Origin of the sequence: Nocardia sp. AB354 (assembly GCF_049538315.1) — a bacterium.
GTDB classification, from domain to species: domain Bacteria; phylum Actinomycetota; class Actinomycetes; order Mycobacteriales; family Mycobacteriaceae; genus Nocardia; species Nocardia nova.
This window is the reverse complement of the sequence record NZ_JBMVFU010000007.1, coordinates 218,298-232,860: the sequence shown is the minus strand read 5'-3', so window position 1 is coordinate 232,860 and position 14,563 is coordinate 218,298. Positions and strand designations below refer to the sequence as shown.

The 14,563-nt window shown below is 70.8% G+C and carries 1 protein-coding gene; it reads right to left on the bottom strand.

Going from position 1 to position 14,563, the window contains the following annotated elements; all coding sequences use genetic code 11:
* Window positions 1–22 precede the first annotated feature (22 nt).
* Complete coding sequence (locus tag ACPCUW_RS13040) at window positions 23–14,242, bottom strand: SDR family NAD(P)-dependent oxidoreductase (protein WP_423424994.1); 14,220 nt, start codon at window positions 14,240–14,242, stop codon at window positions 23–25.
* Window positions 14,243–14,563: the final 321 nt, after the last annotated feature.

Below are 14,563 nucleotides of genomic sequence, written 5' to 3'. Positions count from 1 at the left end.
GGGAGCTCCTAAGAACGTCGGCTCAGCTGAGGTTGTCGATGAAGTCGAAAAGCTCGCGGTCGTCCGCGGTGTCGAGGCGGTCGACGGCGCGATCGGGACCGCTGTCGTCGGCGCCGTCCTCGAGTTGCCGCAGGAGTGCGGTCAGTCTGCGCGCCACGTCCGACCGGTCCTCCGGCGACAGCTCGGCGGCGGCGCAGCTGCGCGTCAGCGCGTCGATCTCGGCCGCGATCCGTTCCGCGGGATCCTGCGCCGGAGCGATCTGCCGGTACACGAAACCGGCCAGCTCCTCCGCGGTCGGATGGTCGAAGACCAGCGTCGCGGACAACTGCAGACCGGTCGCCCGGACCAACTGGTTGCGGAACTCCATGACGCTGAGCGAATCGAAACCGATGTCCTTGAACGGCATATCCGGTGCGATCGCCCCCACATCGTCGTGGCCCAGCACCGCCGCGGCCTGCGTCCGGATCACGTCGAGGACCACACGTTCCTGCTCGGCCGGCGGGCGACCCGCCACCAGCGCCGCCAACGTCGACGATTCGCTCGCGGCCGCAGCGGTCACGCGACGACGAGTCGGCCGCACCAACCCACGCATGATCGAGCGACCGTCCGCGGCGAGCGCCGAACGGTCGATCCGGACCGCGGCCACGTCCGCACGGCCACTCGCGACGGCCGCGTCGAACAGCGCCATACCGTCGTCGATGTCCAGCGGCGGGAAGCCGTCCCGGCGCAACCGGGCGATATCGGCGGCCCCGAGGCCACCGGTCATTCCGGTGCTCTCCGCCCACAGTCCCCACGCCAGCGACGTCGCGGGCAGCCCGTGGACGTGCCGGTACTGCGCCAGCGCGTCGAGGAAGACATTGGCGGCGGCGTAGTTCGACTGGCCCGGGTTGCCGATCACACCCGCGATCGACGAATACAGGACGAAGATCGACAGATCCAGGTCCTTCGTCGCCTCGTGCAGATTCCATGCCGCGTCGACCTTCGGGCGCAGGACCTCCGCGATCCGCTCCGGTGTCATCGTGGCCAGGAGACCGTCCGACAACACACCGGCCGCGTGGACCACACCTGTCAACGGGTGGTCCGCCGGTACGGCCGCCAGCACGCGGTCCAGGGCGGCACGATCGGCGGCGTCACACGCCACCACCTCGACCTGCGCGCCCAGCCCGGCGAGTTCGTCCCGCAACTCGGCCGCACCGGGCGCCGCCGGGCCGCGCCGGCCGGCGAGCACCAGTCGGCGCACCCCGTATTCGGTGATCAGCTGTCGTGCGACCACGGCGCCCAAACCGCCCGTACCACCGGTGATCAGCACGGTGCCCTCCGGCCGCAGCGGGGCCGGCACGGTGAGCACGTTCTTGCCGATATGCCGAGCCTGACTCATCTGGCGGAACGCTTCCGGCGCCTGGCGTAGATCCCACGCGGTGATCTCCGAGGGCGCCAGGGCACCGGCGTCGAAGAGCTCGACGACGGTGGTGAGGATCTGCCCCAACCGTTCCGGCGGCACGTCCAGGAGCATGAAGTGGTGGTAGTCCACGCCGGGGTGATCGGCGGCCACCTGCTCGGGGTCACGCTCGTCGAGGTGACCCATCTCGATGAATTTGCCGCCGCGCGGCATCAACCGCAACGACGCGTCCACGAATTCGAGCGTCAGCGAATTCAAGACGATGTCCACGCCGCGGCCGGCGGTGGCGTCGAAGAACTTCTGCTCGAACTCCACGGTGCGCGAATCACCGATCTCGGAATCGTCGAATCCGAGCCGGCGCAACACCTCCCATTTCGGCCGGCTCGTCGTCGGCAACACCCGCAACCCCAGATGTCGAGCCAACTGGATCGCCGCCAGGCCGACGCCACCGGTGGCCGCGTGCAGCAGCAGCGTCCGGCCCGGTTGCGCGCCGGCCAGATCGACGAGGCCGTAATAGGCGGTGGCGTACACCACCGGAACCGCGGCGGCATGGGCGAAGGACCAGCCGCGCGGCATCCGGGCGAGCAGTCGCCGATCGGTGACCGTCACCGCGCCCGCCCCCGACGTGAACCCGAAAACCCGGTCGCCCGGGGCGAATTCGGTGACGTCCGGCGCAACCTCCAGCACTACGCCGGCGCCCTCGACACAGATGGTCGCGCTGATCGACTGAGATCCGGCAGTCGCATCCGACACCATGCCCAAGGTGATGAGCACATCGCGGAAGTTCACGCCCGCCGCGCGCAGCGCGATCCGCACCTGACCGGGAGCCAGTCCCCGCAACTCCTCCGGCGTCTCCACCAGGGCGAGGTTGTCACCGGTCAACGTGCCCTTACCGGAATGGGCCAACCGCCATGCCCGCGAGCGGATCAGCTCGCTCGCGCCGACGAGATCGCCCGAACCTCGGCCCAGCCGGGGGGCGTACACCGCCCCGCGCCGGAGGGCCAGCTGGGGCTCGTCACCGATCGCCACAGCCACGGCCACCGCGCGCCGGTAATCGTCACGGTCGTCGACATCGACGACCAGGATTCGATCCGCGTGCTCACTCTGCGCCGTGCGCAACAGACCCCACGCCGCGGCCGCCGACAGATCCACCGATTCGCCCGGATGCGTGGCCACCGCGTGGTGGGTCACGACCACGATCGGTTCGTCGCGCACCAGCAGCCGCTGCATTCGCACTGTCAGCTCGGTAACCGAATCCCGCACGGCCGCAGGGAGATCGCCGGCGGCGCCACCGCTCGCGGGGTGAGCGGGGTCGAACCGCACGACCGCCACCCGCCGGCCCGCCACCGTCACGACTTCCTCGTCCTGCCCGGGACTCCGGGATTCGACGTCACCCGGTTCGTCCGGTGACACCGCTACCCATTCCACCCGGTAACCGACACCGTCACTGCGACGGCGGGCAGCGCCCAGGAGTGTGTCGGTCGAGAGTTGCCGCAGTGTCAGCGCCGCCACCTCGGCCACCAGCGCACCCGCGGCATCGGTCACGCTCACCGCGATCCGATCGGTGCCGGCGCGTGCCGCTCGTACCCGCAACGACGCCGCCCCGGTCGCGTACAGCTCGACGTTCTCCCAGAAGAAGGGAACGACCACCGTGTCGGCGCCGGCGTCGGAGAGCAAGTCGCTCAACAGGATCGCGTGCAGCGCGGCATCCAGCAGGGCGGGATGTATCCCGAACTCGCCGCCGTGCGGCCGCGCCGATTCCGGCAGCGCGACTTCGGCGAACACCTCGTCGTCGCGCCGCCACAACGCGGTGAGTCCCTGGAAGACCGGCCCGTACTCGTATCCGCGCTCGGCCAGAACCGCATACGCGTCCTCGACCGGCAACGCCGTCGCACCCGTGGGCGGCCAGGCGCCCGTCGCCGAGCCGACCGGCGGTGCCTCCGTCTGCGTGGTGATCGATCCTGCCGCGTGCCGGGTCCATTCCTCGGATTCGTCGGCGTCGTGCGCACGGGAGTACACCGACACCGGCCGTGCCCCGGTCTCGTCCGGACCACCCGCCATGACCCGCAATTCGACCGCCCCGGTGGTAGGCACCGGCAGCGGCGCCTCGAGCACCAGCTCCGCCACCCGCGGAGTTCCCAGCAGTGTTCCGACGTGCAACGCCAGCTCCACGAGCGCGGCGCCCGGAAGCAGGGCGACGCCCGCGACGGCGTGGTCGGCCAGCCACGGCTGATCGGCCGTCGAAAGCCTGGCGGTGAAGACCACATCCGGTGAATCCGGCAGTCGCAGCATCGCGCCCAGCAGTGGATGTCCGGCTTCGGCCAGACCCGACTGCCGTACGTCGGGCGCGGCGCCGGGCCGCAGCCAGTAGCGCCGGTGCTCGAACGCGTAGGTCGGCAACGAAACCCGATCGGCGGGGGCGGCCAGCGCCGTGGGCGCCACCGCCACGCCTGCGCAATGCGCCTGCGCCAAAGCCACGGCGACCTGCTCCGGACCGCCCCGATCACGCTGCAACGTCCCGAATACCGCCACCCGATCGGCCATCCCGAGCGATTCCACCGTCGAGGCCATCCCGACCGTCAAGACCGGATGCGGACTGACCTCGATGAATGCGTTCACTCCGCTCCGCGCCAATGCCGCCACCGATTCCGCGAATCGCACCGGTGCGCGCAGCCCCCGGTACCAGTAGCCGGCATCCAGCAGTTCGGTATCCACATAGTCCGCGGTCACCGTGGAGAAGAACGGCAGGGAACCCGATCCCGGCTCGACGGCGGCCAGCTCCGCTGTCACTCGATCCCGGATCGCTTCCACCGCCGCGGAATGCGATGCGTAGTCGACCGGAATCCGCCGCACCCACACGCCGTCGGCCGCACAGGCGGCGACGAACTCGTCCAATGCGGATGCCTCACCGGACACCACGGTTTCGCCCGGACCGTTCTCCGCCGCCACCGAAATCCGGTCGCCGAACCCGGCCGCACGCTGCCTCACCACCTCGGTGGTCGCGCGCACCGAGGCCATACCGCCGTGGCCCGCGAGCTCCTCGGCGACGATCCGGGAACGCAGGGCGACCACCCTGGCGCCGTCGGCCGTCGACAACCCGCCTGCGACCACCGCGGCGGCGATCTCGCCCTGCGAATGACCCAGCACCGCAACGGGTTCCACACCGTTCGCCCGCCACAGCCGCGCCAGCGACACCATCACCGCGAACAGCACCGGTTGGACCACATCCACCCGTTCCAGTGCGGCCGCGCCCGGTTCCCCGAGCAGCACCGCGGTCAACGACCAATCGACGAACGGTGCCAGCGCGGCCTCACATTCGGCGATAGACTCCGCGAATACCCCACCCGCGGCGAGCAATTCGGCGGCCATACCCACCCACTGGCTGCCCTGCCCCGGAAATACGAAGGCCACCCGCCGCGAGACGGCACGCCCGGACACGACGCCGTCGGCGGCAGCCGATTCGGCCAGTCGCGCCACACCGGCCGCCAGGTCCGCCGGTTCCCGTCCCACCACCGCAGCGCGCCACTCCAGCTGGGAGCGGTGCCGCAACAGTGAATGCGCGATATCGCCCGGTTTCGCATCCGGATGCGTCCCCAACCACTGCGCGAGGCGAACAGCCTGCTCCCGCAGCGCTTCCCGGCTCTGCGCGGACACCACCCAGGTGAAGGTGCGGCCGGCGTCGACCGGTCGCGTGTCGTCCGGCCCGGCCGGGGAGTCCGATGCGCCGGTCGGCACTGGCGCTTCCTCGAGAATCACATGCGCGTTGGTGCCGCTGATCCCGAACGACGACACCCCGGCACGCCGGACACGCCCGCTGTCCTGCCAAGGCCGAGCCTCGGTCAGCAACTCGACCGCACCGGCCGACCAATCCACGTGCGGGCTGGGCTCGTCCACATGCAAAGTGCGGGGCAACATCCGATGCCGCAGCGCCTGCACCATCTTGATCACGCCGCCCACCCCGGCGGCGGCCTGCGCATGGCCGATATTCGACTTCAACGACCCGAGCAGCAGCGGCTCCGACCGGCGCTGTCCGTAGGTGGCGAGCAGTGCGTTCGCCTCGATCGGATCGCCCAGTGGCGTCCCGGTCCCGTGCGCTTCCACCGCGTCCACATCCGGCGGTGTCAGGCCGGCATCGGCCAGCGCCGCCATGATCACTCGCTCCTGTGACGGACCGTTCGGCGCGGTCAGACCGTTGCTCGCGCCGTCCTGATTCACCGCCGACCCGCGCACGATGGCAAGAACGTCGTGACCCAGCCGCCGCGCATCGGACAGCCGCTCGACCACCAGCATGGCCGCCCCCTCCGACCAGGTGATTCCGTCCGCGGCCGCCGAGAACGACTTGCACCGGGCATCCCGGGCCAACCCGCGCTGCCGCGAGAACTCCACGAACACCATCGGTGTCGCCATCACCGTCGCGCCACCCACCAGCGCCAGTGAGCTCTCTCCTTGGCGCAGTGCGCGGCACGCGGTGTGCAACGCCACCAACGACGACGAGCACGCGGTGTCGACGGTCAGCGCCGGTCCCTCCAAACCCAGCGCGTACGACACCCGCCCCGAGGCCACGCTTCCCATGACACCGGTGACGGCATAGCCCTCGACCTCGGCCCCGGCCCTGCGCGTCACCTCCGCGTAGTCCTGGTACATCACGCCCGTGTAGACACCGGTATCGCTGCCCCGCAAGGACGCCGGGTCGATTCCCGCGTCCTCCAGCGCTTCCCACGCCACCTCGAGCAGTAGCCGCTGCTGGGGATCCATCGCCGACGCCTCCCGGGGCCCGATCCCGAAGAATCCGGCGTCGAAATCGCCTGCGCCGGTGAGGAATCCACCCTCCCGGATATAGGACGTTCCGGAATGCTCCGGATCGGGATCGAACAGCCGCTCCAGATCCCACCCGCGATCCGCCGGAAACTCGCCGATCGCGTCGGTTTCCGACACCAGCAGATCCCACAGCTGGTCCGGCGATCCGACGCCACCCGGATACCGGCACGCCATCCCGACGATGGCGATCGGTTCGTCCGCGCGGATCGGTGTCGCGCCGCGCTCTGCGGAGGCGGCGGATCCGTCCTTCTGTTCCACGAGCGACCGCACGAATGTCGCCACGGCCGCGGGGGTGGGGTGGTCGAATACCAGGGTCGAGGGCAGCCGCACGCCCGTCGCCTTGCCGAGCCGGTTACGGAACTCCACACCGCCCAGCGAGTCCAAACCCATGGCGCTGAACGGCTTTTCGACATCGACCTCGCCGGGCGAGGTGTAGCCCAGCACCGCGGACGCGTGCTCGCGCACGAGGTCGAGTATCACCTCACCGCGCCGGGCATCGGGCGCCGCGGCCAAGCGGGCGCCGAGCGCACCGGCCGTGCGGGCCACCGGCGCGGATGCGCGCCGCGCGAAGCCGCGCAGGACCGCGGGAACCGCGGCGACATCGGTCTGGCGGCGCACTGCCGTCGCATCGAACCGGATCGGCGCCGGCTGCGCCTCGGGGTGGACGAGGGCCTGGTCGAACAGCCGCACGCCCTCGGCCTCGCCGAGCTGACCGAAACCCAGTCGCTCCCAGCGCGCCATGGCCGCGCGGTCGAGATCACCGGTCATGCCGCTGTCCTGTTGCCACGGCCCCCAGGCCAGCGCTGTCGCCGGCAGGCCCGCTTCCCGCCGCTGCTGCGCCAGCGCGTCCAGGTAGCCGTTCGCCGCCGCGTAGTTGCTCTGCCCAGCCGAGCCGAGCGACCCGGCGATCGATGAGAACAGCACGAACGCCGAGACATCGCGGTCCCGGGTCAGCTCGTGCAGATGCCACGCGCCGTCCACCTTCGGCGCCAGCACTCGATCCACCTGCTCGTCGGTCAGCGACTCCACGGTGCCGTCGTCCAAGACCCCGGCCGTGTGAATGACGGCCAACCGGTCGTCGGATGCGATGGTGCCCAGCAGGTCTCGCACCGCGTCGCGGTCGGCGACATCACAGGCGACCACCCGGGCATCGGCGCCGGCCTGCGTCAACTCGCGCACCAATTCGGCCGCACCCGGCGCTTCGTGACCGCGCCGCGAGGTCAGCACCAGCCGTCGCACACCGTGTGCGGCGACGAGGTGGCGGGCGAACACGGCGCCGAGACCACCGGTGCCGCCGGTGATCAGCACCGTCGCGTCCGCCGGCGGCGCCGGCGGGGCAGCCGCCGGCGTGGGCACTCGTGTCAGCCGCGGCACCAGAATCTGCCCACCGCGCACCGCGACCTGGGGCTCGCCCGAACGCAGTACCGCGCCGATGCGGTCGGCCGACAGCGGCTCGGTGGGGTCCTCGTCGATCAGCACGAACCGATCCGGATGCTCCGACTGCGCGCTGCGCACCGATCCCCACACCGCCGCGGCGGCCGGGTGCGCGCCCGCGCCGACCGGCCCGGCGCCGCCCGTGGTGACCACCACCAACCGCACATCGGACAGAAGTTCCGCCGCGAGCCACGTCCGCAGCATCGCCAGGGTGGCGTGCACTCCGGTCCGGACCGGGCCCGGATCTCCCGCCATGGGATCGCCGACGGCACGGACGGGCGCCCGCCAGACGACGGCGCCCGGAAGATCCTCGGCCACAACGAGTTCGGCGAGCGAGGCATACGTCTCGCCGATACCGGCGATATTCGCGCCCGGCAGCGCAGCGAGGCCCGGTGCGGACGGATCCGCCGAATCCGACCGCGCCGCTTCCCAATCGATTCGATACAGGCCGGACCGATCCGCCGCCGCGTCGCCGAGTGCTCCCACGGGAATCGGGCGCATGGTCACCGCACCGATTTCGACAACAGGAACGCCGTGGGAATCCGTGAGCGACACCGTGATTCGCCGATCACCGCCCTCGAGATCGGCCGCCGCCAACCGGGCTCGCAGCGAGGTGGCCCCCACGGCACGGATGTCGATGTTCTCCCAGGAATACGGCACCAGAATCGTATCCGGCGCCGGCGCGTCCACCAGGCCGCCGGCGAGCAGCGCGTGCAGCACCGCATCCAGCAACGCCGGGTGCACACCGAATCGGCCCGCCGAGGTGTACCCCGTCGTGCGGCCGTCCGGGGACTGGGCCTGCTCCGGCAACGTCAATTCGGCGAAGACCTCGCCATCGTGCCGCCACAGTGCGGTCAGCCCACGGAAAGCGGGACCGTAGTCGTAGCCGCGCCCGGCCAGCTCCGCATAGGCGTCGTCGATCGACACGGGCTGCGCCGTGGCCGGCGGCCACCTGTCCGGCTGCTGCGCGGGCGCCGAGGGAGCTTCTGCCACAAGCGTTCCCGTGGCATGGCGCACCCACGGTGCCGCCTCCGCTTCGCCGTCGTGCTGGGGCCGCGAATGCACCGACAGCTGCCGGGAACCGCCGGCATCGGGACCGCCGACCATCACCCGCAATTCGACGGCGCCCGTCGCGGGCACGATCAGCGGGGCGGTCACGATCAGCTCGGCCGGCCGGGGACTGCCGACCACCGCCCCGGCGTGCAGCGCCAGCTCCACGAACGCCGTCCCCGGTACCACTACCGAACCGCCGATCGCGTGATCGGCCAACCACGGATGACTCGACAGCGACAGCCGGCCCGCCAGCACCACGCCGTCCGCTTCCGGCAGCCACACCGCCGCACCCACGAGCGGATGGTCGGTGCGATCCAGCCCCGTCAACCGCACATCGGCGCTGTCCGCGACATCGGGCAACCAATAGCGCCGACGTTGAAATACATACGTGGGCAGAGGAATTCGCTGCTGTGGACGACGCCGGAACAGCGCCGTCCAATCGACCCGGACACCGGACGTGTGGGCCTGCGCCACCATCGTCGACAACTGCACGGTCTCGTCGCGATCACGGCGCGCGGCCGCCATCACCACCGAATCCGCGCTTTCCCCGAGGGTCTGCCGGGCCAGCGCGGTGAGCACGGCGTCGGGGCCGACCTCCAGGAATCGACGCACTCCCGAAGCGTGCAACGTCTCGATCCCCGGCGCGAAGCGCACCGCGTCCCGCACGTGCCGCACCCAGTAGGGCGGCTCCAGCAGCTCGTCGCCCGCGAGCAGGCCGGACAGATTCGACACCACCGGCAGGCGCGGCCGATGATAGGTCAATTCCGCTGCCACAGAAGCGAATTCGTCCAGCATCGGCTCCATGAGCTCCGAGTGGAACGCGTGCCCGACCCGCAGCCGCGACGTCTTGCACCCGCGCCGGACGAACAGGTCCTCGATCTCGGCGACCGCCGCCTCCGCCCCCGACACCACGAGGGCCTCGGGCGCGTTCACCGCGGCGACGGACACGCGCCCGGAATACCGCTCGACGACCTCGGTCACGTCCGATTCGGCGGCCGCGACGGCCAGCATCGCGCCACCCGGCGGGAGCGCACCCATCAGGCGACCGCGGGCCGCCACCAGCCGGCAGGCGTCCGCCGTCGACCACAGGCCCGCGAGATAGGCGGCCGCGACCTCTCCGATCGAATGGCCGATCAGCACATCCGCAGTGACGCCGAACGATTCCAGCAGCCGATACAGCGCCACCTCGAAGGCGAACAGCGCGGGCTGGGTGAACTCGGTCCGAGCCAGCGCACCCTCGGTATCGGTGAACATCAGCTCGCGCAGGGAACGGCCGAGCAACGGATCGAAGTGCGCACACACCTCGTCCAACGCCACCGCGAATACCGGAAACGCCTGATACAGACCCGAACCCATCCCGACCCGCTGGGCGCCCTGCCCGGTGAACAGGAAGGCCGTGCGGCCCGAGCCGACGACGCCGTCGATCACCCCGGTGCCGGTTCCCGATTCGGCGAAAGTCGCCAACCTCTCGAGCACCTCGTCCCGGTCGCGCCCCAGGATCACACTTCGTGAATCCAGCTGCGCCCGCGACGTCGCGAGCGCGTAGGCCGCATCGGCGATATCCAGCTCCGGCCGCTCCGAGAGCCAGGCCCACAACCGAGCAGCCTGTGCCCGCAGTCCCGCCTCGCCCTTGCCCGACACCAGCAGCGGGACGACCGGCAGCGGGGCCGCGTAGTCGTCCTCGGCTGCCACGGGCGCGGCGTCCGGTGCTTCCTCGAGAATCAGATGCGCATTGGTGCCGCTGATCCCGAACGACGAGACCCCGGCTCGGCGCACCCGGTCGCCGGCGACCCACGGTTCGGCCTCGGTCAGCAGCCGCACCGCACCCGCGGTCCAATCCACATGGGGCGAGGGCGTTTCGGCGTGCAACGTGCGGGGCAGCCGCTCGTGGCGCAGGGCCTGCACCATCTTGATCACACCGGCGACCCCGGCGGCCGCCACGGTGTGGCCGATATTCGACTTCACCGAACCGATGCGCATCGGCTCCCCGGTATCACGCCCCTGGCCGTACACGGCGATCAGCGCCTGCGCTTCGATCGGGTCGCCCAGTGCGGTGCCGGTCCCGTGTGCCTCCACCGCGTCCACCGCGGCGGCCCGAATCCCGGCATCGGCAAGAGCCTGCGCGATCACCCGCTCCTGCGACGGCCCGTTCGGGGCGGTCAATCCGTTGCTCGCGCCGTCCTGGTTCACCGCGCTACCGCGGACCACGGCCAGCACGTGGTGGCCGAGCCGCCGCGCGTCGGACAGCCGCTCGAGGACGAGCACGCCCGAACCCTCGGACCACACCACGCCGTCCGCATCGGCCGAGAACGCCTTGCACCGGCCGTCGGGAGACAGGCCACGCTGGCGGGCGAAGTCCACGTACAGATACGGACTCGCCGCGACGGTCACACCGCCGGCCAGCACCAGCGACGTCTCGCCCTGGCGCAGCGCCCGGCAGGCCAGATGCACGGCCACCAGTGAAGACGAGCAGGCCGTATCGACCGTCACGGCCGGACCTTCCAGCCCGAGCACGTACGCGACCCGCCCCGAGACGACGCTGTGCGACGTGCCGGTCAGCCGGTATCCCTCCAGCTCACCGGTCACCCGTCGCGAGTAGCCCGAGGAGCAGGCACCGACGAAGACCGCGGTGTCGCTGCCGCGCAACGACGTCGGGTCGATCCCCGCGTCCTCCAGCGCCTCCCACGATGTTTCGAGAAACAGTCGCTGCTGCGGGTCCATCGCCGACGCTTCGCGGGGACTGATGCCGAAGAAGTCCGGGTCGAAATCGCCCGCATCACCGAGGAATCCGCCGCGGCGGGTGTACACCGTGCCGGGTTTCGCCGGATCGGGATCGAACAACCGCTCCAGGTCCCAGCCTCGGTCGGTCGGGAAATCGCCGATCACATCGCGGCCCTCGGCGGTCAGGTCCCAGAGGTCCTCGGCCGACCGCACCCCACCGGGGAATCGTGCGCCGATACCGACGATGGCGATCGGTTCGTCCGTGGTCGTCCGGCGCGTCACCCGGTGCGCCCCTCGGTCGGTGCCGGTGACCCGGGAGTGCAGCAGAGCGGCCACCGCCTCTGCGGTCGGATGGTCGAAGACGAGCGACGCCGGCAGCGCTACACCGGTGACCCGCTTCAGCCGGTTCTGCAGTGCGAGCCCGCTGACGGAGTCGAAACCGAGATCGGTGAACGGCAGGTCAGGGTGGATGGTCCGGGCAGAGTCGTGGCCCAATACCGCGGCAGCGTGTTCGCGAACGATATCGAGAGCGATTGTGCGGCGCTGATATTCGGGTGCAGCCAGCAGAAGGCGAGCCAGCGGGCTGTCGCCCGCCGCGCCGCCCGCGGAGATCGGAGCCACCGTATCGGTACCTGCCGTGTCGGCCGATGCACCGCTCCGGACGCTGCGCCGCTGGAACGCGTACGGCGGCAGTTCGACCCGCGCTCCGCCCGGCACCAGCGCGGCCGGATCCACCGGCACACCGTCGCAGTAGGCCTGGACCAGCGAGGTCAGGAATCGGGCTGGGTCCCCCGCGCCGCGCTGCAGCGATCCGACGACAGCAGGGCCGTCGGCGCCGACCGCCTCGGCGGTCCGGGCGATACCCATGGTGAGTACCGGATGCGGACTGACCTCGATGAATCCGGTGATGCCCGCGTCGATCAGCGCCGCGACGGCATCGGCGAATCGGATAGGTTCCCGTTCCGACCGATACCAGTACTCGGCGTCCAGTTCCGCCGTATCCAGCCGGTCGGCGACGACGGGAGAGAAATACGGCACCGAGCCGGACCGCGGGCGGATCGGCGCGAGTTCGGTGAGCAGCCGTTCCCGGATCCGCTCGACCGCCTGCGAATGCGACGCATAGTCGATCGCTACCCGGCGGGCCCGCACCTGCTCGCGAGCACAGTCGGCCAGGAACTCCTCGAGCGCAGACACGTCACCGGAAACGACGCTCTGCGCCGGTCCATTCACCGCGGCCAGCACCAGCCGGTCCCCGTACTTCGTCAGACGTTCTCGCACCGCCTCGGCGTCCAGCGCGATCGAGGCCATTCCGCCCTGTGCGACCAGCTCGTCGGCGATCGCCCGGGACCGCAGCGCCACCACCCGCGCCGCATCGTCCAGCGACAGTCCACCGGCAATGTGGGCGGCGGCCACCTCGCCGTGAGAATGGCCGACCACGACGTCCGGCTCGACACCGGCCGCTCGCCACATCCGGGCCAGCGAGACCACCACCGCGAAAAGAACGGGCTGCACCACATCCGCGGTCGCCGGCGCGGGCGCGTCCGCGTCGCCACGCAGCACCGCCGTCAGCGACCAGTCGACGTACGGGGCGAGGGCCGCTTCACATTCGGCGATCGACTCCGCGAAGGCGCGGTCCGAATCGAGCAGACCCCGCGCCATTCCCTCCCACTGGCTGCCGTTGCCCGGGAAGACGAAGGCGATGCGCCGCCGCTGCGCCCGGCCGGTGATCGGTTCGATCGCCGGGGCGGGTGCGGCCGGGTCGGCCAACGCCGCCAGGCCGGTCAGCAGTTCCGCGCGGTCCTGCCCGACAACGCCTCCGCGCCAAGGCATCCGGGCTCGCGTGGTGAGCAGCGAGTAGGCCACGTCGACCGCGTCCAGCTCCGGGTGACGCAGCAGCCATTCCCGCAACCGGGCCGCCTGGGCCCGCACGCCGCTCTCGCTCCGGGCCGAGACCACCCACGGCACCGCGGCCGGCGGCGCCACGATCGGACGGAGATCCGGGCGGCCCGGGTCGAACGACGACACGCCCGCGACCCGGAATTCCGCGACGGTCCATTCCTTGCCGTCGGCGTCGTCGCGGAACATATTGTCCGCGAATCGGTTTCGTCGATCCGACGCCGTGGAGTCCGGATCGGCACCCGACTCCGCGCCGCTCAGACGTAGTGCGGCCTCGATGAGGCTCGCGATACCCGGCGCGCTCGACGCTCGACTTCCATCACCCGCCGCACCTTCCCGGAGCACCGCATGGATCCGATCGCCGTCCGCGAGTGCCCGGGTGAGCGGTTTCAATACCACCATCCCGCCGCCCTCGCCGCGCTCCCACGACCCGCCGGCCAGCGCGAGCTCGCTGTCGCCGCCGCACACGCTCGCATATGCCAGCCGGACCGCCATCAGCGACGATGCGTGCGCGGCGCCGACCGTGACGCTCGGGCCCGCGAAGCCGAAGTGGCCAGATAGACGCTCAGCGATGCCGTGATCCTCGGCGCCGGATACGAAGACACCGCAGGGCAGTCCCTCGAGCGCGTTGGCGACCACCCCCGCGTTCTCGAGCGCCTCCCAGCCGAGTTCCAGCGCCGACAGATGCCGCGAGTCGATCGCCCGCGCCTCGTCGGGCGCGATCCCGAAGAAGTCCGCGTCGAATTCCGCTGCGATTCCGAGGAAATCGGCGCGCTCGGTGATGTCCTCCGGTCCGGCCGGGGCCCCGATCACGGCGGCGCGCCCGTCTCCGAGCATTTGCCGGTAACTGTCGAGATCGGCCGCCCCCGGCATTCTGCAGGACATACCGACGATAGCGACGGCATTTGCCGATCCGGTCACCTCTGAAATTCCTTCCTCGATGAACGCGCGAACTCGCGAACACCCTCGCCATTACTCGGGAGAGGGTACGAATTCTGCTTCTATACAACGTATTTCGACGCGTTCACGGCCCAGCGAAGAGTCCCGAACGATATATGAGCGCCATCCCCGCGCGGCCGGAGTCGACCCGGAGCAGAGGTTGCCGGCCGCTCCGATATGACGAGTTCGGCGCGGCAACCGACCCGCCGGCGACCGGAAGCCGGTGCGCTGCGGGGGTTCGCCGGAGTATCGGGGCGCGCGGAGAAGAGGTAGTGCCCGAGCGGGGTGCGTACGACGCATCTA